The organism is Streptomyces sp. NPDC025784 (assembly GCF_055558435.1).
In genome coordinates this window covers 142,755-165,126 of record NZ_JBVHMN010000008.1, presented here as the reverse complement: position 1 = coordinate 165,126, position 22,372 = coordinate 142,755, and the positions used below count along the sequence as shown (strand labels likewise).

The window sequence follows — 22,372 nt, the reverse complement described above, 5'->3', positions numbered from 1 at the left end:
GGACCATCCGTTTCCCGCGTGACCCGCGGGCCGACAGGGAGCAGGACGGCTGACAAGTGAAACTCCGAACGGCAAGAAAGAGATGGGCCGTCGTGCTGACGTCGGCCCTGACCGTGGGCATGCTGCCCTCGGCGTACGCCCTCGCCGCACCCCAGGCGTCGGGCGACGGCGGGGCCCCGGTGGGCAGGGCGCCGAACACGGCCGCCCGGACGGCCGGGGCGGAGGCTGATCCGTCGGGTCCGTCCAAGGTCGCCGATCCGGACCGTACGCTGCCGAAGGGCTGGCGGACGTCGGACGACCGGGCCGTCACCGTGGCGGGCGACGCGCGCGGACTGCACGTCCTGGTCGCGGACAGTGCCGACGCCTACCGGTGGCAGGAGGCGGCCACGCTGCGGGAGGACGGGTTCGACGCGGACGCCTGGATCGGCAACGTGTGCGTCACGGGATCCGGAAAGCGGGCCGTGGTGGCCTACGCCCCGCGGACCTTCACCAACACTCCCGCGCTGTTCGACCGCGGGGCCTTCGCCGCGGTGGTCGACCTCGGCACCCACAAGGTGACCAAGCTGCCGCAGCAGGTCTCGCTCGCCTACTTCAACCCGGGCTGCGGCACGGGGGAGACGGCGGTGCTGACCCAGTCCGCCGACGAGGAGGTCGGCAAGACGCGGCTGCTGCGGCTGAACACCGCCACCGGCAAGGTGAGCCGAACGGTCACCGTGCGCGGCGAGGCGACGTCCGCCGTCCCGGTCGGGGACGCGACGGTCGCGGCCCTCGGCAACCGGCTCACCCGCATCACGGGCAGCGGTTCCACCGAGCTGATCGGCCGGACGTCGGGTCCCGCGTTCCGTCTGCACCCCGACGCGGACGGCGGTGTCGGCTTCCTGGACCGGCACGGCAACGATGTCGCGGTCCGCCGGGCCGCGGGCGGCAAGGTCACGGAGCTCGCGCACGGAGCCCTCGGCAAGGTGGGGCTGTCCGCCGGCACCGGCGGGCGGCTGTTCCTCACCGGGAAGCCGCAAGGCGTCGCCCAACTGCCCAGCGGAATACGGCGGCTGGAGGCCGACGCCGGCACGGAGGTCTCCTCGCGCGGCCGTCTGGTCATCGAGCGGGCCGTCTCCAAGGGGCTGCGCTCCCATGTGACCAGCCCGCTCGCGGCCACCGGTGACGACATCCCGCTGCCGTTCACCGTCGAGGCCCGGGTGCCCGCCACCGGCAAGAAGGTGGACTTCACCGTCCCGCCGGACACCACCGCCGGGGCCGGGCAGCACTCGCCCGCGCTGCGGACCGCCACCGCGGGCGGCAGCACCAAGCAGGCCCTCGCCGCCACCGCCGCGGCCTCGTCCAACACGACGTCCGACCCCGAGCGGACCTGCGCCGTCCCGCGCAACGACGAGTCGCAGCAGGCCCTCCAGCCCACGCCGAACCAGGTCGAGTGGGCCGTGGACATGGCGATCCGCGGAAACCTCACCAGCGGCTACATCACCCAGGGCGGCTGGCGTTCGGCCGACGGCCTCGGTTCCTCGGTCTCGCCGTCGACGATGTTCCCGGTGCCCGCGCTGAAGGGAGCCGCCTCGGGTTCGCGGATCCCGGCGCAGGTGCTGCTGGGCATCCTGGCGCAGGAGTCCAACCTGTGGCAGGCGTCGTACCACGCGCTGCCGGGCCAGACGGGCAACGCGCTGATCGGCAACTTCTACGGCACGAACATCTACCCGGGCACCACCGGTTACGACCCGACCAAGATCTGGTCGATCGACTGGGCCAAGGCCGACTGCGGTTACGGCATCGGCCAGCAGACCGACGGCATGAGTGTCGCCACCCGTCAGCAGCCCGGCAAGCCGGGCGCCCTCCCCGCGGACCAGCAACGGGCCATCGCGCTCGACTACGCCGCGAACATCGCCGTCGCCGCGCAGACGCTCGCGAAGAAGTGGAACGAGCTGCACACCGACGGTCAGACGATCAAGATCAACGACGACGATCCCAAATACATCGAGAACTGGTTCGCCGCCGCCTGGAACTACAACCTCGGCTACAACACGCCCGACTCCAGCGGCAAATGGGGCCTCGGCTGGCTGAACAACCCGGCCAACCCCAAGTACCCGGCCGACCGGTTCGCCTTCCTCGACAACAACCACTACGCGGACGCCGCGCAGCCGCAGAAGTGGCCCTACCCGGAGAAGGTGATGGGCTGGGCCGCCTTCCCGATCGACACCGGCCGCTCCTACAGCGACGCCGGCGTGCAGGACAGCGGCAACACCCACGGCTTCCAGGCGGCGTGGTGGGGCAACGCGGGAGCCCGCACGCGGGTCAAGCCGTCCCTGGACACCTTCTGCAACGGCAGCAACGGCTGTGACTCGGGCAACCCGCCGCAGTGCACCACGGAGGACTGCTACAAGCAGTACTGGTACCACGCCAACGCCAGCTGGAAGACGACCTGTTCCCTCGAGTGCGGCAACGAGACCCTCACCTACAAGACGCTGCGTGCCGAGCTCGGCCGGGGCAACAGCGGCCAGCCCAACTGCTCCACGAGCGGACTTCCGTCGGGCGCCCGGATCGTCGACGACGTGGCCGCCGGGGTGCCGACCATGCGCACCGACTGCTCCAAGACCTGGAGCAACGCCGGCACCATGTCCTGGGACTTCGCCGACAGCCCGGGGACCGTCACCACGTACGAGGGCAAGGAGGACTTCCACCAGGTCGGCGGTGGCTTCGGCGCCCACTTCTGGTTCGCGCACACACGCAACACCGCCAACCGCATCACGCAGATGAAGGTCACCGGCACCTGGACGCTGACCCAGCGGCTCGACCAGTGGACACGGGTGATGGTGCACCTCCCGTCCACCGGATCCGAGTCGCAGCAGGCCAGGTACGACATCACCCTCGGCGACGGCACGACGCGGCACCGCACGATCAACCAGGTCACGTCGAAGAACGAGTGGTACCCGCTCGGCACGTACCGCTTCGTCGACGGCTCCAAGCCGCAGAGCGTCTCGCTGAGCAACGCCGCGGGCGACGGCACGGCCGACGACGACGTGGCCTGGGACGCGGTGGCCTTCGTACCGCTGTCCGCGAAGCCGAAGGACTTCGTCGTCGCGATGGGCGACTCGTTCTCGTCCGGTGAGGGCGCGGGATCGTACGCCCCCGAGTCGGACATGGACTACGGCAAGCGCACGTGGAACGCCTGCCATCGCAGCGCCAACGCGTGGAGCCGCAAGGCCGTCCTGCCGGGCCGTTCGTCCTCCATCGGTGCGCTCGCCGACGCGAACGACCCGACCCTCGACTACCAGTTCGTCGCCTGCTCGGGCGCGTACACGGACAACGCGCTCGGCAAGTACTCGTCGGGCCGCGACGACCAGACGGCCCCTTGGGGCTGGGGGAACGACGGAGAGTTCGGGGAGGTCCCGCAGCTGGGCTCCGGTGTGCTCAGCGCGGACACGACCCTGGTCACGATCTCCATCGGCGGCAACGACGCGCGGTTCTCGCCCCTGGCCGCGGCCTGCGCGGCCACGGACTGCTCCGACAGCGGATACACGTACAAGAGCGACCCCAAGCCGCTCACGGAGTACGAGCCGGAGTTCATCGCCAACAGTGTCGGCCCCTGGGTCTCGGAGACCCTGGCCGAGATCCGCGCGCAGGCGCCGACCGCCAAGATCGTGCTCATGGGGTACCCGCGGCTGTTCAGCCCCACGGCGTGCGCGGTCGAGTACAACGACCGTGAGGTCGCGATCTTCAACTCCTGGGCGGACAAGCTCGCCACGGTGATGAAGCAGTCGGCGACGAGTTTCGGCGACCCGAAGATCGTCTACACGAACCCGCAGTACAAGTTCGAGGGCCACGCCTTCTGTGACGGGCCCCACTACATCAATCCCATTCAGATGAGTCCGAACGGTCCGGGAGATTTCCAGGAGGCCGCGATGCCCAGTCGTGGGTCCATTCATCCCAATGATCTCGGCACCACCGCTTATGCGCAGGTGCTGGAGGACGCACTGAACGGCACCCTGCACTGACGGCAGCCGGCCGGGGTGTCGCCCGCACCATGGGCGCGCACCCCGGCCGCGCAGGTCAAAAGACGAACCAGCCGCCCCCGAAGGCGCTTGTGAGCAGGTACGAGACCCCGGCTCCGACCAGCAGGAAGAGAAGCAGCACCGCCAGCGTCGCGAGGAGGAACTGGCCGCCGACCGATCGCAGGAAACGTCTCGCATTCACGTCCCACAGATTAGGCCCGAAGGGGCTCGCGGTCCGGAGGACCGCTGCCCTCGACGAGCGACCCGCATTCTCCCTCGGGCCCGACTCGGGAATCCTTTCGCGTGCATGTGGCCGTCTTTTCCGTCAGGGGAATGCGGGAGGAAAGGGGCGGGTTTCCCGGAATCTGGCCGGAATTCGCCGGTCGCGCACAGGTGACGTCCGGTCGCGCGCACGTGACGATGTGCGTCCGCCTGATGGACCTGCGACCGGGTCCGAGCCCCGGACGTGGGAGGATCGGAGGTGGCGGGCCAGGGCCGCGCACCCGGTCGCGCCGTCGCCGTACGCGAGGACGTGCGTACGCAGCAGCAGTACCAGGGCGCGAGCATGAGGAGCACCGTTGAGCAGGTTGCGCTGGCTGACCGCGGGGGAGTCCCACGGTCCCGCACTTGTCGCGACGCTGGAGGGCCTTCCCGCCGGCGTGCCGATCACCACGGAGATGGTGGCCGACCACCTCGCCCGGCGGCGCCTGGGCTATGGACGCGGTGCCCGCATGAAGTTCGAGCGCGACGAGGTCACCTTCCTGGGCGGCGTGCGCCACGGCCTCACGCTCGGCTCGCCGGTGGCCGTCATGGTCGGCAACACCGAGTGGCCCAAGTGGGAACAGGTCATGGCCGCCGACCCGGTCGACCCCGAGGTCCTCGCCGAACTGGCCCGCAACGCCCCGCTGACCCGGCCGCGCCCCGGTCACGCCGACCTCGCCGGCATGCAGAAGTACGGCTTCGACGAGGCCCGGCCGATCCTGGAGCGTGCCTCCGCCCGCGAGACCGCGGCCCGCGTGGCACTCGGCGCGGTGGCCCGCTCCTACCTGAAGGAGACGGCCGGGATCGAGATCGTCTCGCACGTCGTCGAACTGGCCCAGGCGAAGGCCCCCTACGGCGTCTACCCGAAGCCCTCGGACGTCGAGCGCCTCGACGCCGACCCGGTGCGCTGCCTCGACGCCGACACGTCGAAGGCGATGGTCGCGGAGATCGACCAGGCCCACAAGGACGGCGACACCCTCGGCGGCGTCGTCGAGGTCCTGGCGTACGGCGTGCCCGTCGGACTCGGTTCCCACGTCCACTGGGACCGGCGCCTCGACGCCCGGCTCGCCGCCGCGCTCATGGGCATCCAGGCCATCAAGGGCGTCGAGGTCGGCGACGGCTTCGACCTCGCCCGCGTGCCCGGCTCGAAGGCCCACGACGAGATCGTCCACACCGAGGACGGCATCCGGCGCAGCTCCGGCCGCTCCGGCGGTACCGAGGGCGGTCTCACCACCGGCGAGCTGCTGCGCGTCCGCGCCGCGATGAAGCCGATCGCCACCGTGCCCCGCGCGCTCGCCACCATCGACGTCGCCACCGGCGAGGCCGCCAAGGCCCACCATCAGCGCTCCGACGTCTGCGCGGTCCCGGCCGCCGGCATCGTCGCCGAGGCGATGGTCGCGCTCGTCCTGGCCGACGCCGTCGCCGAGAAGTTCGGCGGCGACAGCGTCCCGGAGACCCGCCGGAACGTGCAGTCGTACCTTGAGAACCTGGCCATCCGGTGACCGCCCCCCGCGTTGTCCTCGTCGGGCCCATGGGCGTCGGCAAGTCCACGGTGGGCGCGCTCGTCGCCGAGCGGCTCGGCTGCGTCTACCGTGACACGGACGACGACATCGTGGCCGCGCAGGGCCGCACCATCGCCGACATCTTCGTCGACGAGGGCGAGCCGGCCTTCCGCGCGATCGAGAAGCAGGCCGTGCACAAGGCCCTCGCCGAGCACGAGGGAGTCCTCGCGCTCGGCGGCGGCGCGATCCTCGACGAGGACACCCGCACGCTGCTCGCCGCGCACCTGGTCGTCTATCTCTCGATGGACGTCGAGGAGGCGGTCAAGCGCACCGGCCTCAACACCGCCCGGCCGCTGCTCGCCGTCAACCCGCGCCGCCAGTGGCGCGAGTTGATGGACGCACGCCGCCACCTGTACACCGAGGTCGCCGGAGCCGTCGTGGCCACCGACGGCCGTACCCCCGAAGAGGTCGCCCAAGCGGTCCTCGACGCACTGGAGTTGAAGGAAGCATGAGCGAGGCAGTGACCCGTATCCAGGTCGGCGGCACGGCGGGCACCGACCCCTACGAGGTCCTGGTCGGCCGTCAGCTCCTCGGTGAACTGGGCACACTGATCGGCGACCGTGCCAAGCGCGTCGCGGTCATCCACCCCGAGGCGCTCGCCGAGACCGGTGAGGCGCTCCGCGCGGATCTGGCCGAGCAGGGCTTCGAAGCGGTCGCCATCCAGGTGCCCAACGCGGAGGAGGCCAAGACCGCGGAGGTCGCCGCGTACTGCTGGAAGGCCCTCGGCCAGTCCGGCTTCACCCGCACCGACGTCATCGTCGGCGTCGGCGGCGGCGCCACCACCGACCTGGCGGGCTTCGTCGCGGCGACCTGGCTGCGCGGTGTGCGCTGGATCGCCGTTCCGACCACCGTGCTCGGCATGGTGGACGCGGCGGTGGGCGGCAAGACCGGCATCAACACGGCCGAGGGCAAGAACCTCGTCGGCTCCTTCCACCCGCCCGCCGGCGTGCTGTGCGACCTGGCCGCGCTCGACTCCCTGCCCGTCAACGACTTCGTCTCCGGGCTCGCGGAGATCATCAAGGCCGGCTTCATCGCCGACCCCGTGATCCTGGAGCTCATCGAGGCCGACCCCCAGGCGGCGCGCACCCCCGCGGGTCCGCACACCGCCGAGCTCATCGAGCGCTCCATCAAGGTCAAGGCCGAGGTCGTCTCCGGAGACCTCAAGGAGTCGGGGCTGCGCGAGATCCTCAACTACGGGCACACGCTCGCGCACGCCATCGAGAAGAACGAGCGCTACAAGTGGCGGCACGGCGCGGCCGTCTCCGTCGGCATGCACTTCGCCGCCGAACTCGGCCGCCTGGCGGGCCGCCTGGACGACGCGACCGCGGACCGCCACCGCACCATCCTGGAGTCCGTCGGCCTCCCGCTGAGCTACCGCTACGACCAGTGGCCCAAGCTCCTGGAGAACATGAAGGTCGACAAGAAGTCCCGCGGCGACCTGCTGCGCTTCATCGTCCTCGACGGGCTGGCCAAGCCCACCGTCATGGAGGGCCCGGACCCCGCCGTACTGCTCGCCGCGTACGGCGAAGTGGGCGAGTAAGTCCCGCCGAGGCACCGTCCGTCCGATTCGCCTTGCGGCACGGGCACTTCGGGCCGACCCCGGCCGTTCACCAAACGACGGCCGGGGACGGTACCGTTCGGTAGCGAAGCGGGGTTCGCGCCCCGCTGCCAGCGCGCATTGCCTGCGGCGAGTGAGCCGAAGGGTCGCACCGGTGCGGAGGGGACGAGCGTGCGAGGGCCCGAGGGGTCGCGCACGGCCGGACTTCCGACACCGGCTCCGGCGACCGGACGTGAACCGAGCCCGAGAAGAACGAGACGGAGTGGCACCGGATGCAGGACGCAGTGGGGGCTCCGCTGCCGCCGCCCCATCAGCCGGGGCACGGACCGGCCGCCGGCTGGTCGTCGGCCGGACACCACCCGGGACACCCGGGTCCCGCACCCGCCCCGGGTTTCGCCGGAGCGCCCGTACCTCCCGGGGTGCCGCCCGCCCCGGCTCCGCAGCACGTGCCCCCGCACCACGCTCACGCGCAGCCGCCCCACCAGGGCGCGCCGCAGCATGCGCACCACGCACCGGTCCCGCCGACGCCGGACACCACCGGGCATGTGCAGCTGCCGTCCGGTGCTCCGGTGCCGGTGCCCGCGCCGTCGCCCGCCGCGGAAGCGCCCGACCCCGCGGCCACCACGCTCGCGGTCCTGCTCATCGGCCCCGCGGGCGCCGGCAAGACCAGCGTCGCCAAGTACTGGGCGGACCACCGCCGGGTCCCCACCGCGCACATCAGCCTCGACGACGTACGCGAGTGGGTGCGCTCGGGCTTCGCCGACCCGCAGTCCGGGTGGAACGACAACTCGGAGGCGCAGTACCGTCTCGCCCGCCGCACCTGCGGTTTCGCCGCACGGAACTTCCTGGCCAACGGCATCTCCTGCATCCTGGACGACGCCGTCTTCCCGGACCGCCCGGTCGTCGGCCTCGGCGGCTGGAAGCGGCACGTGGGACCCGGCCTGATGCCGGTCGTCCTGCTGCCCGGTCTGGAGATAGTCCTGGAGCGCAATGCCGAGCGCTCCGGAAACCGCCGTCTGTCCGACGAGGAGGTCGCCCGCATCCACGGCCGCATGGCCGGGTGGTACGGCTCCGGGCTGCCCATCATCGACAACTCCCAGCTCGACGTGCCGACCACGGCCCGCGTCCTGGACGACGTGCTCGCCCGCTCGATCGCCAGCCCGCCGCAGTGGTGACGCGCACCTCCCCGCAGCACGGGTGAGGTGTGCGGGTCTGCCGCGGCGGCCGCCGCGGTGCAGGCCCCCGGACCGCCACCGTGATGACGGGCGGCTACCCGACGGCAGTGGTGGGCAGCCGCCGCGACGGCTCCTGCGGGCACTGGCCGGCCCGGCAACCAGGCCCGTGGCGGCGAGAAGCCCGGCCCTCCGCACTCCCGTCGGCAGGCCCCCGCGCACTCCCACAGGTTCACCGGAACGGCCCTTCTGGACCCGTCCGGCCTCTCTGGACCGGCGACATTCGGCCACCGCTCGTACGCTCAATTCATGCCAGAGGTGTACGCGGCCCGCAGAGAGCGGCTCCGGGAGCGCTGTGCGGCCGGCGGGAGCGAGACGGCGCTCGTCACCCGCCCGGCCAATGTGAGGTACCTCGCCGGCGCGGCCCCGGCCGGTGCCGTGCTCCTGCTCGGAGTGGCCGAGGACGTCCTGCTGTGCGGCAGTCCGCCGAGCGGCGAGGCCGGGGAAGGACGCCCCGACGAGACCCTGCTCGTACGGGTGCTGCCGACCGCCGGTGGTGATGCCGCCGTCGCCGCCGCCGATGTCGCCGCGGCCCAGGGCGCCGAGTCCGTCGCCGTCGAGGAGCACCATCTGACCGTGGCACGGCACCGCGCCATCCTCTCCGTCGCGCCGCAGCTGCGCCTAGGAGACCTGGGCGGAGCGGTGGAGCAGCTGCGGGTGATCAAGGACGAGGAGGAGATCTCCGCGCTGCGGATCGGCGCCGAGATCGTCGACCAGGCGCTGGGGGAGCTCCTGGAGTCCATCCTCGTCGGCCGCACGGAGCGGCACCTCGCCCTGGAACTGGAGCGCCGCCTCGTCGACCACGGTGCCGACGGCCCGGCCTTCCCGACCGCCGTCGGCACCGGCCCGAACTCCGGGCGGCGCGGCCACCGGCCCACCGACCGGCGTGTCGAGGAGGGCGACTTCCTCTCCGTCTGTCTCGGCGCGACCTACCACGGCTACCGCTGCGAGATCGGCCGTACCTTCGTCATCGGCACCTCGCCCGCGGACTGGCAGATCGAGCTCTACGACCTGGTCTTCGCCGCCCAGCGAGCCGGGCGGGAGGCGCTGACACCCGGCGCCGCCTTCCGTGACGTGGACCGGGCCGCCCGTCAGGTACTGGACTCCGCGGGGTACGCGGAGGCACTTCCTCCGCTGACCGGGCACGGTGTCGGGCTCGAAATCGACGAGGACCCGCAGCTGGCCCCCGCGGCCATGGGTAAACTGGACGCTTGTGTGCCGGTCACCGTCGAACCGGGGGTCCACCTCCCGGGCCGGGGCGGTGTCCGGATCGATGACACGCTCGTCGTCCGCCCCGAGGCGGACGGCGGACCCGAGCTACTCACCATCACGACCAAGGAGCTGCTCGCGCTCTAGCTTCGAGCTGTGCGCGTGTTCCGGGGTCGTCCACGTCAGTCCAGGAGATTCCGCAACCGTGGCTTCCACGAACGACCTCAAGAACGGCATGGTGCTCAAGCTCGAAGGCGGCCAGCTCTGGTCCGTCGTCGAGTTCCAGCACGTCAAGCCCGGCAAGGGCCCGGCCTTCGTGCGCACCAAGCTCAAGAACGTGCTCTCCGGCAAGGTCGTCGACAAGACGTTCAACGCCGGTGTCAAGGTCGAGACGGCCACTGTCGACAAGCGCGACATGCAGTTCTCGTACATGGACGGCGAGTACTTCGTCTTCATGGACATGGAGACCTACGACCAGCTGCACATCGACAAGAAGGCCGTCGGCGACGCCGCGAACTTCCTGATCGAGGGCTTCACCGCCACCGTCGCGCAGCACGAGGGCGAGGTGCTCTTCGTCGAGCTGCCGGCCGCTGTCGAGCTCGTCATCCAGGAGACCGAGCCGGGCGTCCAGGGCGACCGCTCCACCGGTGGCACCAAGCCCGCCATCCTGGAGACCGGCCACCAGATCAACGTGCCGCTCTTCATCACCACCGGCGAGAAGATCAAGGTCGACACCCGCACGAGCGACTACCTCGGCCGGGTGAACAGCTAACCGTGGCTGCCCGCAACACGGCACGCAAGCGCGCCTTCCAGATCCTCTTCGAGGGCGACCAGCGCGGCGTGGACGTCCTGACGGTCCTCGCGGACTGGATCCGGCACTCCCGGACCGACACCCGGCAGCCTCCGGTGAGCGAGTACACGATGGAGCTGGTCGAGGGCTACGCCGAGAAGGCGTCGCGGATCGACGAGCTCATCGCGCAGTACGCCGTCGGCTGGACGCTGGACAGGATGCCGGTCGTCGACCGCAACATCCTCCGTCTCGGCGCCTACGAGCTGATCTGGGTCGACGAGACCCCGGACGCCGTGGTGCTCGACGAGGCGGTGCAACTGGCCAAGGAGTTCTCCACGGACGACTCGCCCTCGTTCGTGAACGGCCTGCTGGGCCGGCTCAAGGACCTGAAGCCGTCGCTCCGCCGCGACGAGGCCTAGCCGCACGACACGCACCCGGGCGTGCGCCCGCAAGGGCCGTGCCCGCGGGTGCGCCGCCGGGTGCGTGGCGCAGGCTCAGGCGCGGTACCGCGCACGCCCCGCGCGCAGAGGTACGAAACGCCGGAGGGCCCGCAGCAGATCACGCTGCGGGCCCTCCGGCGTTCTGGTACCCGGGAGGCTCCTGAGGCGCTCAGAAAGCCGCCGGGGTGGCCGGAACACCATGGTTCCGGCCACCCCGGCGGCACGTTTCTGCTGAGTGGTGCGAAGGGCTCAGGCCTCTTCGTGGGTGACGGCGCGACGCGCGTCCGCGTCCAGGACACCCCAGCTGATCAGCTGCTCGGTGAGGACCGAGGGCGACTGGTCGTAGATGACGGCGAGGGTGCGCAGGTCGTCCTGGCGGATCGACAGCACCTTGCCGTTGTAGTCGCCGCGCTGCGACTGGATCGTGGCCGCGTACCGCTGGAGAGGACCTGCCTTCTCCGCCGGGACGTGGGCAAGACGCTCCAGGTCGAGGACGAGCTTCGGCGGCGGCTCGGCGGCTCCGCCCGGGGTGGTGCCCGGCAGCAGCTCCTGCACCGGCACTCCGTAGAAGTCCGCCAGCTCCGCGAGGCGCTGCACGGTGACCGCGCGGTCTCCGCGCTCGTACGATCCGACCACGACCGCCTTCCAGCGACCCTGGGACTTCTCCTCGACGCCGTGGAGGGAAAGGCCCTGCTGGGTGCGGATGGCGCGGAGCTTGGCCCCGAGCTGTTTGGCGTATTCGCTGGACATATAGCTCCCCGGACGCTGTATCAACGTGCGGCTCCGCCGCGCGGCTGGTGACTCTGGTGACTCACTGTGAGGTTACGCAGCGTTACTCTTCCCCGTCAAGCCGAACGGTTCGCACCGACCCTTCCGTGGGAGTCACGCGCGGTGGCTCAAAGGGATGTGATCAGGGGCGTTGCCGGGCTGGTAAGGTCGATGGCGCAATTCCGACGTCCTTTAATGATCCGTCCCGTGAGGCGGAGAAGGGGGTCCGTTTCGTATGGACACAGAGCACGACAAGCAGCAGCACGAGTCCGATGCCCGGCCCGTTCTCGAAGGCCCCGACATCGCGCGGGTGCTGACCCGTATCGCCCACGAGATCGTCGAGCGCGCCAAGGGCGCCGACGACGTGGTGCTCCTCGGCATTCCGACCCGAGGCGTCTTCCTGGCCCGCAGGCTCGCGGCCAAGCTCGAAGAGATCACCGGACGGAAGATCCCGGTCGGCTCCCTCGACATCACCATGTACCGCGACGACCTGCGCATGCACCCGCCGCGCGCGCTGGCCCGCACCGAGATCCCCGGTGACGGCATCGACGGCCGCCTGGTCGTCCTCGTCGACGACGTGCTCTTCTCCGGCCGCACCATCCGCGCCGCCCTCGACGCGCTGAACGACATCGGCCGTCCGCGTGCGGTGCAGCTCGCCGTCCTCGTCGACCGCGGCCACCGCGAACTGCCCATCCGTGCCGACTACGTCGGCAAGAACCTCCCCACGTCGTTGCGGGAGGCGGTCAGGGTCCAGCTCGCCGAGGAGGACGGTCGCGACACCGTGCTGCTCGGCGCGAAGCGGACCTCCCCGGGCGAGCGGCAGTAGCACTCCGCCGTACGGCACCGCCGTACGCCCGACGAGTGCCCTGCGCGCCCCCGCATGCCCGAATCCTCCTGAACTGCCTTACGGAGCCTGACAGATGCAGCGTCATCTCATCTCGGCCGCCGACCTCACCCGCGACGACGCCGTCCTGATCCTCGACACCGCCGAGGAGATGGCCCGGGTCGCCGACCGGCCGATCAAGAAGCTGCCGACCCTGCGCGGCCGCACCGTCGTGAACCTCTTCTTCGAGGACTCGACCCGGACCCGGATCTCCTTCGAGGCCGCCGAGAAGCGCCTCTCGGCGGACGTCATCAACTTCACCGCCAAGGGGTCGAGCGTCTCCAAGGGCGAGTCCCTCAAGGACACCGCCCAGACCCTCGAAGCCATGGGTGTGGACGCCGTCGTCATCCGGCACGGCGCCTCCGGAGCCCCCTACCGGCTGGCCACCTCCGGCTGGATCGACGCCGCCGTGATCAACGCCGGCGACGGCACCCACCAGCACCCCACCCAGGCCCTGCTCGACGCCTTCACCATGCGGCGCCGCCTCGTCGGCCGTGACGCCGGCATCGGCCAGGACCTGTCCGGCAAGCGCATCACGATCGTCGGCGACGTCCTGCACAGCCGCGTCGCCCGCTCCAACGTCGACCTGCTGCACACCCTCGGCGCCGAGGTCACCCTCGTCGCCCCGCCGACCCTGGTGCCCGTCGGAGTCGAGTCGTGGCCGTGCGAGATCTCGTACGACCTCGACAGCACCCTGTCCAAGTCCGACGCCGTGATGATGCTGCGCGTCCAGCGCGAGCGGATGAACGCGGCGTTCTTCCCGACCGAGCGCGAATACTCGCGGCGCTACGGCCTCGACGGCGACCGCATGGCGCGGATGCCCGAGCACGCCATCGTGATGCACCCCGGCCCGATGGTCCGCGGCATGGAGATCACCGCCGAGGTCGCCGACTCCGACCGCTGCACCGTCGTCGAGCAGGTCGCCAACGGCGTCTCCATCCGGATGGCCGTCCTGTACCTGCTGCTCGGCGGCAACGAGCCCGCCGTCACCCACGCCCGCACCATCGAGGAGAAGTAAGACAGATGAGCAAGATCCTGATCCGTGGTGCGAGGGTGCTCGGCGGCGAGCCGCAGGACGTCCTGATCGACGGCGAGGTCGTCGAGGCCGTGGGCACCGGACTGTCCGCCGAGGGCGCCGAGGTCGTCGAGGCCGACGGCAAGGTGCTCCTTCCGGGACTCGTCGACCTGCACACCCACCTGCGCGAGCCGGGCCGCGAGGATTCCGAGACCGTGCTCACCGGCACCCGCGCCGCGGCCTGTGGTGGCTACACCGCCGTCTTCGCCATGGCCAACACCTTCCCCGTCGCCGACACCGCCGGCGTCGTCGAGCAGGTCTACCGGCTCGGGCAGGAGCACGGCTACTGCGACGTGCAGCCCATCGGCGCCGTCACCGTCGGCCTGGAGGGCAAGAAGCTCGCCGAGCTGGGCGCCATGCACGAGTCCGCGGCCGGCGTCACCGTGTTCTCCGACGACGGCAAGTGCGTGGACGACGCGGTGATCATGCGCCGGGCGCTGGAGTACGTGAAGGCCTTCGGCGGCGTCGTCGCCCAGCACGCCCAGGAGCCCCGCCTCACCGAGGGCGCCCAGATGAACGAGGGCGTCGTCTCGGCCGAGCTCGGCCTCGGCGGATGGCCGGCGGTGGCCGAGGAGTCGATCATCGCCCGGGACGTCCTGCTCGCCGAGCACGTCGGCTCGCGCGTCCACATCTGCCACCTCTCGACCGCCGGCTCCGTCGAGATCGTCCGCTGGGCCAAGTCCCGCGGCATCGACGTCACCGCCGAGGTCACCCCGCACCACCTCCTGCTCACCGACGAGATGGTGCGTACCTACAACCCGGTCTACAAGGTGAACCCGCCGCTGCGCACCGAGCGCGACGTCATGGCCCTGCGCGAGGCCCTCGCCGACGGCACGATCGACATCGTCGCCACCGACCACGCGCCGCACCCGCACGAGGACAAGGACTGCGAGTGGGCCGCGGCGGCCATGGGCATGGTCGGCCTGGAGACCGCCCTGTCCGTCGTCCAGCAGACGATGGTGGAGACCGGACTGCTCGACTGGGCCGGTGTCGCCGACCGCATGTCCGTCAAGCCCGCGCGGATCGGCCGGGCCGCCGGTCACGGACGTCCCGTCTCGGCTGGTGAGCCCGCGAACCTCACGCTGGTGGACACGGCATACCGTGGGGCCGTGGACCCCGCGGGCTTCGCCTCGCGCAGCCGCAACACCCCCTACGCGGGCCGCGAGCTGCCGGGCCGGGTCACGCACACCTGGCTGCGGGGCAAGGCCACCCTCGTCGACGGGAAGCTCGCGTGACACCTCTCATCTCGATGGCCGCCGAACAGAAGTCGGCGGAAGTGACCGACTGGGCCGCCCGGATCGGCTGGCTCGTGGGCCTCGCCCTGTTCGTCGCACTCGTCTACTGGCTGATGCGCGAGGGCTGGAAGTGGCGCGGCACCCTCCAGGGAGACCTGCCCGAGCTGCCCACCCGCCCGTCGGCCGGCACCCTCGACGCGGCCGGCGAGCCGCAGGCGCCTGGAGTGCCGGAACACCCCGGCCCGGCGAGACTGAGCATGAGCGGCCGCTACCACGGCTCCACCACCGCCGGGCAGTGGCTCGACCGGATCGTGGCGCACGGCCTGGGCACCCGCAGCCGGGTCGAGCTCACCCTGACGGACGAGGGACTGGACGTCGTGCGCCCCGGCGCCACCGACTTCTTCGTCCCGGCCGCCGCGCTGCGCGAGGCCCGGCTCGACAAGGGCATCGCGGGCAAGGTCCTCACCGAGGGCGGGCTGCTGGTCGTCACCTGGGCGCACGGCGAGAGGCTGATCGACTCCGGCTTCCGCTCGGACCGCTCGGCCGAGCACGGCGACTGGGCCGACGCAATCAACTCCATGATCAACAAGACGGAAACGGAAGGCGCACGATGACGACCTCCACAAGGGGAGCCTCGAAGGTTCCCGCGGTACTCGTCCTGGAGGACGGCCGGATCTTCCGCGGCCGTGCCTACGGGGCCGTGGGGGAGACCTTCGGCGAAGCGGTGTTCTCCACCGGCATGACCGGCTACCAGGAGACGCTCACCGATCCGTCGTACCACCGCCAGGTCGTGGTGATGACCGCCCCGCACGTCGGCAACACCGGCGTCAACGACGAGGACCCCGAGTCGCAGCGCATCTGGGTCTCCGGCTATGTCGTACGCGACCCCGCGCGCGTGCCCTCCAACTGGCGGGCCAAGCGCTCGCTGGACGAGGAGCTGCGCCACCAGGGCGTTGTCGGCATCAGCGGGATCGACACCCGCGCCCTCACCCGCCACCTGCGCGAGCGTGGCGCCATGCGCGTCGGCATCTTCTCCGGCAACGCCCTGCCCGACGAGGGCACCATGCTCGCCGAGGTGCGCCAGGCGCCCGAGATGAAGGGCGCGAACCTCTCCGCCGAGGTCGCCACCAAGGAGACGTACGTCGTCCCCGCGATCGGCGAGAAGAAGTTCACCGTCGCCGCGGTCGACCTGGGCATCAAGGGCATGACCCCGCAGCGGATGGCCGAGCGGGGCATCGAGGTGCACGTCCTGCCCGCGACGGCCACGGCCGAGGACGTCTTCGCCGTGAACCCCGACGGCGTGTTCTTCTCCAACGGTCCGGGCGACCCGGCCACCGCCGACGGCCCGGTCGCGGTCATGCAGGCGGTGCTGGAGCGCAGGACCCCGCTCTTCGGCATCTGCTTCGGCAACCAGATCCTCGGCCGCGCGCTCGGCTTCGGCACCTACAAGCTGAAGTACGGCCACCGCGGCATCAACCAGCCGGTGCAGGACCGTACGACGGGCAAGGTCGAGGTCACCGCGCACAACCACGGCTTCGCCGTCGACGCCCCGCTCGACAAGGTGTCCGACACCCCCTACGGCCGCGCCGAGGTCTCCCACGTCTGCCTGAACGACAACGTGGTGGAGGGCCTCCAGCTGCTCGACCAGCCGGCCTTCAGCGTCCAGTACCACCCCGAAGCGGCAGCCGGCCCGCACGACGCCGCCTACCTGTTCGACCGCTTCGTATCCCTGATGGAGGGCCAGCGTGCCTAAGCGCACCGATATCCAGTCCGTCCTGGTCATCGGCTCCGGCCCGATCGTCATCGGCCAGGCCGCCGAGTTCGACTACTCCGGCACCCAGGCGTGCCGGGTCCTGAAGTCCGAGGGCCTGCGGGTCATCCTCGTGAACTCCAACCCGGCGACGATCATGACCGACCCGGAGATCGCCGACGCCACCTACGTCGAGCCGATCACCCCGGAGTTCGTCGAGAAGATCATCGCCAAGGAGCGTCCCGACGCGCTGCTGCCCACCCTCGGCGGCCAGACGGCGCTCAACACCGCGATCTCCATGCACGAGCAGGGTGTGCTCGCGAAGTACGGCGTCGAGCTCATCGGCGCCAACGTCGAGGCGATCAACAAGGGCGAGGACCGCGACCTCTTCAAGGGTGTCGTGGAGGCCGTGCGCGAGAAGATCGGGCACGGCGAGTCCGCCCGGTCCGTCATCTGCCACTCCATGGACGACGTCCTCAAGGGCGTCGAGACGCTCGGCGGCTACCCCGTCGTCGTCCGCCCCTCCTTCACGATGGGCGGCGCCGGCTCCGGCTTCGCCCACGACGAGGAGGAACTGCGCCGCATCGCCGGCCAGGGCCTCACGCTCTCCCCGACCACCGAGGTGCTCCTGGAGGAGTCCATCCTCGGCTGGAAGGAGTACGAGCTGGAGTTGATGCGCGACAAGAACGACAACGTCGTGGTCGTCTGCTCCATCGAGAACTTCGACCCGATGGGCGTCCACACCGGCGACTCCATCACCGTCGCGCCGGCCATGACGCTCACCGACCGCGAGTACCAGCGGCTGCGCGACATCGGTATCGCGATCATCCGCGAGGTCGGCGTCGACACCGGCGGCTGCAACATCCAGTTCGCGGTCGACCCCGACGACGGCCGCATCATCGTCATCGAGATGAACCCGCGCGTCTCGCGCTCCTCGGCGCTCGCCTCCAAGGCGACCGGCTTCCCGATCGCCAAGATCGCGGCCAAGCTCGCCGTCGGCTACACGCTCGACGAGATCCCGAACGACATCACCGAGAAGACCCCGGCGTCCTTCGAGCCGACCCTCGACTACGTCGTCGTGAAGGCCCCGCGTTTCGCCTTCGAGAAGTTCCCCTCCGCCGACTCCACGCTGACCACGACCATGAAGTCGGTCGGCGAGGCCATGGCGATCGGCCGCAACTTCACCGAGGCGCTCCAGAAGGCGCTGCGCTCCCTGGAGAAGAAGGGCAGCCAGTTCACCTTCGTCGGCGAGCCCGGCGACAAGGCCGAGCTGCTGCGCGAGGCCGTCCGGCCCACCGACGGGCGCATCAACTCCGTCATGCAGGCGATCCGCGCGGGCGCCACGCCCGAGGAGGTCTTCGAGGCGACGAAGATCGACCCGTGGTTCGTCGACCAGCTCTTCCTGATCAAGGAGCTCGCGGACGAGCTGGCCGCCGCCGAGAAGCTGGACCCGGAGCTGCTCGCCGAGGCCAAGCGGCACGGCTTCTCCGACGCCCAGATCGCCGAGATCCGCGGGCTGCGCGAGGACGTCGTCCGTGAGGTGCGGCACGCGCTCGGCGTGCGCCCGGTGTACAAGACGGTGGACACCTGCGCCGCCGAGTTCGCCGCGAAGACGCCGTACTTCTACTCCTCCTACGACGAGGAGACCGAGGTCGCCCCGCGCGAGAAGCCCGCGGTGATCATCCTGGGCTCCGGCCCGAACCGCATCGGCCAGGGCATCGAGTTCGACTACTCCTGCGTCCACGCCTCCTTCGCGCTCAGCGACGCCGGCTACGAGACCGTGATGGTCAACTGCAACCCGGAGACCGTGTCGACCGACTACGACACCTCCGACCGGCTGTACTTCGAGCCGCTGACCCTCGAGGACGTCCTGGAGATCGTCCACGCGGAGTCCCTGGCAGGCCCGATCGCGGGTGTGGTCGTGCAGCTCGGCGGCCAGACCCCGCTGGGCCTTTCGCAGGCGCTCAAGGACAACGGCGTGCCGGTCGTCGGCACGTCCCCCGAGGCGATCCACGCCGCCGAGGACCGCGGCGCCTTCGGCCGCGTCCTCGCCGAGGCGGGCCTGCCGGCCCCCAAGCACGGCACGGCCACCACCTTCGCCGAGGCCAAGGCCATCGCCGACGAGATCGGCTACCCGGTCCTGGTGCGCCCCTCGTACGTCCTCGGCGGGCGCGGCATGGAGATCGTCTACGACGAGACCCGGCTGTCGTCCTACATCGCCGAGTCCACCGAGATCAGCCCCTCCCGGCCGGTCCTGGTCGACCGCTTCCTCGACGACGCGATCGAGATCGACGTCGACGCGCTCTACGACGGCGAGGAGCTCTACCTCGGCGGCGTCATGGAGCACATCGAGGAGGCCGGCATCCACTCCGGCGACTCGGCGTGCGCCCTGCCTCCGATCACGCTCGGCGGGTTCGACATCAAGCGCCTGCGGGCCTCCACGGAGGCCATCGCGAAGGGCGTCGGCGTCCGCGGTCTGATCAACATCCAGTTCGCGATGGCCGGCGACATCCTCTACGTCCTCGAGGCCAACCCGCGCGCCTCGCGCACCGTCCCGTTCACCTCGAAGGCGACCGCGGTGCCGCTCGCGAAGGCCGCCGCCCGCATCTCGCTGGGCGCGACCGTCGCCGAGCTGCGGGCCGAGGGCCTGCTGCCGGCCAACGGCGACGGCGGCACGCTGCCGCTCGACGCGCCGATCTCCGTCAAGGAGGCCGTCATGCCGTGGTCGCGCTTCCGCGACATCCACGGGCGCGGCGTCGACACGGTGCTCGGCCCGGAGATGCGCTCCACCGGCGAAGTCATGGGCATCGACTCGGTGTTCGGCACGGCCTACGCCAAGTCGCAGGCGGGCGCGTACGGTCCGCTGCCGACCAAGGGCCGTGCCTTCATCTCGGTCGCCAACCGCGACAAGCGCTCGATGATCTTCCCGGCGCGTGAACTCGTCGCCCACGGCTTCGAGCTGCTCGCGACGTCCGGCACCGCCGAGGTCCTCAAGCGCAACGGCATCAACGCCACGATCGTGCGCAAGCAGAGCGAGGGCGAGGGCCCGAACGGCGAGAAGACCATCGTCCAGCTGATCCACGACGGCCAGGTCGACCTCATCGTCAACACGCCGTACGGCACCGGCGGCCGCCTCGACGGCTACGACATCCGTACGGCCGCGGTGGCCCGCTCCGTGCCCTGCCTCACCACGGTCCAGGCGCTCGCCGCCGCCGTCCAGGGGATCGACGCGCTCAACCACGGCGACGTGGGCGTGCGCTCGCTCCAGGAACACGCCGAGCATCTGACCGCGGCCCGCGACTAGCAGCCCCGAGGGGGACACCGGAAACGGTGTCCCCCTCTTCATGAGGCTCCTCATGACGTCCCGGTCAACGGGTCTCACGAGGACACGTCTGACGAGGACACAGAGATGTACAAGCTTTTCTTCCGTCTGGTTTTCAAACGGATGGACCCCGAGCAGGCCCACCACCTCGCCTTCCGCTGGATCCGTCTGGCCGCGCGCGTCCCCGTGCTGCGGACGTTCGCCGCGGCGGCGCTGGCGCCCCGTTACGAGGAACTGCGCACGGAGGCGTTCGGCCTGCGCATGCACGGCCCCTTCGGGCTGGCGGCCGGCTTCGACAAGAACGCCGTCGCCATCGACGGCATGTCGATGCTGGGCTTCGACCACATCGAGATCGGCACCGTGACGGGGGAGCCGCAGCCCGGCAACCCGAAGAAGCGGCTGTTCCGCCTCGTCGAGGACCGGGCACTGATCAACCGCATGGGGTTCAACAACGAGGGTTCCGCGGCCGTCTCCGAGCGCCTGGCCGCCCGGACGCCCGTCTTCAGGACGGTCGTCGGCGTCAACATCGGCAAGACCAAGGTCGTCCCCGAGGAGGAGGCCGTCGGCGACTACGTGAAGTCGACCGAGCGACTCGCCCGGCACGCCGACTACCTCGTCGTCAACGTCAGCTCCCCGAACACACCCGGTCTGCGCAATCTCCAGGCGACCGAGGCGCTGCGCCCGCTGCTGAGCGCCGTGCGCGAGGCCGCCGACCGCTCGGTCACCGGCCGCCGTGTGCCGCTTCTGGTCAAGATCGCTCCCGACCTCGCCGACGAGGACGTCGACGCGGTCGCCGACCTCGCCGTGGAGCTCGGTCTGGACGGCATCATCGCGACCAACACCACCATCGCGCGCGAGGGCCTCGGTCTGAAGTCCGACGCCTCCCTGGTCAAGGAGACCGGGGGCCTCTCCGGCGCGCCCCTGAAGGCGCGCTCCCTGGAGGTCCTGCGCCGCCTCTACGCGCGCGTGGGCGACCGGATCACCCTGGTGGGCGTCGGCGGCATCGAGAACGCCGAGGACGCCTGGCAGCGCATCCTGGCCGGCGCCACGCTGGTCCAGGGCTACAGCGCCTTCATCTACGAGGGTCCCTTCTGGGGACGCGCCATCCACAAGGGGCTCGCCGCGCGCCTTCGCACGAGCCCGTACGCCACCCTCGCCGACGCGGTCGGCGCCGACGTGAGGAAGTCCGCATGAGCCTGGAACCCTTCGGCGCACGACTGCGCCGCGCGATGGACGAGCGCGGGCCCCTGTGCGTGGGCATCGACCCGCACGCGTCCCTGCTCACCGACTGGGGCCTCGGCGACGACATCGCGGGCCTGGAGCGCTTCAGCCGCACCGTGGTGGAGGCGCTGGCCGACCGGGTGGCGGTCCTCAAGCCGCAGAGCGCGTTCTTCGAGCGCTTCGGCTCACGTGGGATCGCGGTGCTGGAGAAGTCGGTCGAGGAGGCCCGCGCGGCCGGTGCCCTGGTCGTCATGGACGCCAAGCGCGGCGACATCGGCTCGACCATGGCCGCGTACGCGGAGACCTTCCTGCGCAAGGACGCCCCGCTCTTCTCGGACGCGCTGACCGTCTCGCCGTACCTCGGCTACGGCTCGCTGAAGCCGGCCGTGGAACTGGCCCGCGAGAGCGGCGCCGGACTCTTCGTGCTCGCGCTGACGTCCAACCCGGAGGGCGGCGAGGTCCAGCACGCCGTCCGTGCCGACGGCCGGAACGTCGGCGCGACCGTGCTCGGGCACCTGGCCGCCGAGAACGCGGGGGAGTCGCCGCTCGGCTCCTTCGGCGCCGTGGTCGGTGCCACGCTCGGTGATCTGTCCTCCTACGACCTCGACATCAACGGCCCCCTCCTCGCGCCCGGGATCGGCGCCCAGGGGGCGACGGCGGGCGATCTGGCGGGTGTCTTCGGAGCGGCCGTGCGCAACGTCGTCCCGAACGTGAGCCGGGGTGTTCTGCGTCACGGTCCCGACGTCGTCGCGCTGCGGGAGGCCGCGGAGCGTTTCGCGGAGGAGATCAGGGCCGCCGTCGAGGCCGCCTGAGGGCCTTCGCCCGCCGCTCGCCGGACCGCCGGGACGGTCCGGCGAGCACTCGGATGCTCGATCGGCAGTCCTCCGATGAGTGTCCGAGGGGCGCCTTGAGTCTGAATACATTCTCAAATCCGGGGCAGTATGTCGGAAATGTCTGGCTCCAGGGAGGCTGACCAGGACTTTTCCGCTGTTCTCGCTGACTCTGGCGCACTTGCCCGCTAGTCTCCGTCGAGTGGGGGCACCTCCCACGCTTCAAGGCAGTGGGGGA

Annotated in this window: 18 protein-coding genes; 16 read left to right on the top strand and 2 right to left on the bottom strand. The window is 70.9% G+C overall.

Going from position 1 to position 22,372, the window contains the following annotated elements; translation table 11 throughout:
• The first annotated feature begins 92 nt into the window (after positions 1-92).
• On the top strand, positions 93-4,001 hold the full coding sequence (locus ACZ4IF_RS19815) for a GDSL-type esterase/lipase family protein (protein ID WP_467564511.1): 3,909 nt from the start codon (positions 93-95) through the stop codon (positions 3,999-4,001).
• Positions 4,002-4,056: 55 nt separating this feature from the next.
• Here ACZ4IF_RS19815 and ACZ4IF_RS19810 read toward each other — a convergent pair whose 3' ends face one another.
• The gene (locus ACZ4IF_RS19810) at positions 4,057-4,200 is read right to left on the bottom strand and encodes a hypothetical protein (protein ID WP_467564509.1); all 144 of its coding nucleotides are present in this window, start codon (positions 4,198-4,200) and stop codon (positions 4,057-4,059) included.
• 376 nt (positions 4,201-4,576) lie between these two features.
• Here ACZ4IF_RS19810 and aroC point away from each other — a divergent pair, with 376 nt between their 5' ends.
• The 7 genes from aroC (at position 4,577) to nusB (ending at position 11,029) form a co-directional block, all read left to right on the top strand.
• The gene (gene aroC / locus ACZ4IF_RS19805; protein WP_467564507.1) at positions 4,577-5,761 is read left to right on the top strand and encodes a chorismate synthase; all 1,185 of its coding nucleotides are present in this window, start codon (positions 4,577-4,579) and stop codon (positions 5,759-5,761) included.
• A complete protein-coding gene (locus ACZ4IF_RS19800) occupies positions 5,758-6,273 on the top strand; it encodes a shikimate kinase (protein ID WP_095933035.1) in 516 nt (171 codons plus the stop codon). The genes aroC and ACZ4IF_RS19800 overlap by 4 nt, the downstream gene beginning before the upstream one ends.
• Positions 6,270-7,361, top strand: coding sequence for a 3-dehydroquinate synthase (aroB, locus tag ACZ4IF_RS19795; protein WP_467564505.1), 1,092 nt, complete (start codon positions 6,270-6,272; stop codon positions 7,359-7,361). Before ACZ4IF_RS19800 ends, aroB begins: the two co-directional genes overlap by 4 nt.
• Before the next feature lie 290 nt (positions 7,362-7,651).
• Entirely contained in the window at positions 7,652-8,554 is a 903-nt protein-coding gene (locus ACZ4IF_RS19790; protein WP_467564503.1) for a Pro-rich N-terminal domain-containing protein, read from the top strand.
• 306 nt (positions 8,555-8,860) lie between these two features.
• Positions 8,861-9,967 (top strand): M24 family metallopeptidase, encoded by a 1,107-nt coding sequence (locus ACZ4IF_RS19785; RefSeq protein WP_467564501.1) that lies wholly within the window; start codon positions 8,861-8,863, stop codon positions 9,965-9,967.
• A gap of 58 nt (positions 9,968-10,025) precedes the next feature.
• Positions 10,026-10,592, top strand: coding sequence for an elongation factor P (gene efp / locus ACZ4IF_RS19780; RefSeq protein ID WP_345647318.1), 567 nt, complete (start codon positions 10,026-10,028; stop codon positions 10,590-10,592).
• 2 nt (positions 10,593-10,594) lie between these two features.
• A complete protein-coding gene (nusB, locus tag ACZ4IF_RS19775) occupies positions 10,595-11,029 on the top strand; it encodes a transcription antitermination factor NusB (protein WP_345647315.1) in 435 nt (144 codons plus the stop codon).
• 270 nt (positions 11,030-11,299) lie between these two features.
• Here nusB and bldD read toward each other — a convergent pair whose 3' ends face one another.
• Positions 11,300-11,800: a transcriptional regulator BldD gene (bldD, locus tag ACZ4IF_RS19770; RefSeq protein ID WP_028803692.1), complete on the bottom strand. Its 501-nt coding sequence runs from the start codon at positions 11,798-11,800 to the stop codon at positions 11,300-11,302.
• Between the two features lie 253 nt (positions 11,801-12,053).
• Between bldD and pyrR the strand changes: the two genes are divergently transcribed.
• The 8 genes from pyrR (at position 12,054) to pyrF (ending at position 22,116) form a co-directional block, all read left to right on the top strand.
• Complete coding sequence (gene pyrR / locus ACZ4IF_RS19765) at positions 12,054-12,644, top strand: bifunctional pyr operon transcriptional regulator/uracil phosphoribosyltransferase PyrR (protein WP_467564497.1); 591 nt, start codon at positions 12,054-12,056, stop codon at positions 12,642-12,644.
• Between the two features lie 94 nt (positions 12,645-12,738).
• Positions 12,739-13,719 carry an aspartate carbamoyltransferase catalytic subunit gene (locus tag ACZ4IF_RS19760; RefSeq protein WP_359497712.1) on the top strand — a complete coding sequence of 327 codons (981 nt, stop codon included), beginning with the start codon at positions 12,739-12,741 and terminating at the stop codon, positions 13,717-13,719.
• 5 nt (positions 13,720-13,724) lie between these two features.
• Entirely contained in the window at positions 13,725-15,011 is a 1,287-nt protein-coding gene (locus tag ACZ4IF_RS19755; RefSeq protein WP_467564495.1) for a dihydroorotase, read from the top strand.
• Positions 15,008-15,625, top strand: coding sequence for a PH-like domain-containing protein (locus ACZ4IF_RS19750; protein WP_467564493.1), 618 nt, complete (start codon positions 15,008-15,010; stop codon positions 15,623-15,625). The genes ACZ4IF_RS19755 and ACZ4IF_RS19750 overlap by 4 nt, the downstream gene beginning before the upstream one ends.
• The gene (gene carA, locus ACZ4IF_RS19745; RefSeq protein ID WP_095933026.1) at positions 15,622-16,764 is read left to right on the top strand and encodes a glutamine-hydrolyzing carbamoyl-phosphate synthase small subunit; all 1,143 of its coding nucleotides are present in this window, start codon (positions 15,622-15,624) and stop codon (positions 16,762-16,764) included. Before ACZ4IF_RS19750 ends, carA begins: the two co-directional genes overlap by 4 nt.
• A complete protein-coding gene (gene carB / locus ACZ4IF_RS19740) occupies positions 16,757-20,065 on the top strand; it encodes a carbamoyl-phosphate synthase large subunit (RefSeq protein ID WP_467564491.1) in 3,309 nt (1,102 codons plus the stop codon). The genes carA and carB overlap by 8 nt, the downstream gene beginning before the upstream one ends.
• Positions 20,066-20,170: 105 nt before the next feature.
• On the top strand, positions 20,171-21,277 hold the full coding sequence (locus tag ACZ4IF_RS19735) for a quinone-dependent dihydroorotate dehydrogenase (RefSeq protein WP_467564489.1): 1,107 nt from the start codon (positions 20,171-20,173) through the stop codon (positions 21,275-21,277).
• Positions 21,274-22,116: an orotidine-5'-phosphate decarboxylase gene (pyrF, locus tag ACZ4IF_RS19730; protein ID WP_095933023.1), complete on the top strand. Its 843-nt coding sequence runs from the start codon at positions 21,274-21,276 to the stop codon at positions 22,114-22,116. The genes ACZ4IF_RS19735 and pyrF overlap by 4 nt, the downstream gene beginning before the upstream one ends.
• Positions 22,117-22,372: the final 256 nt, after the last annotated feature.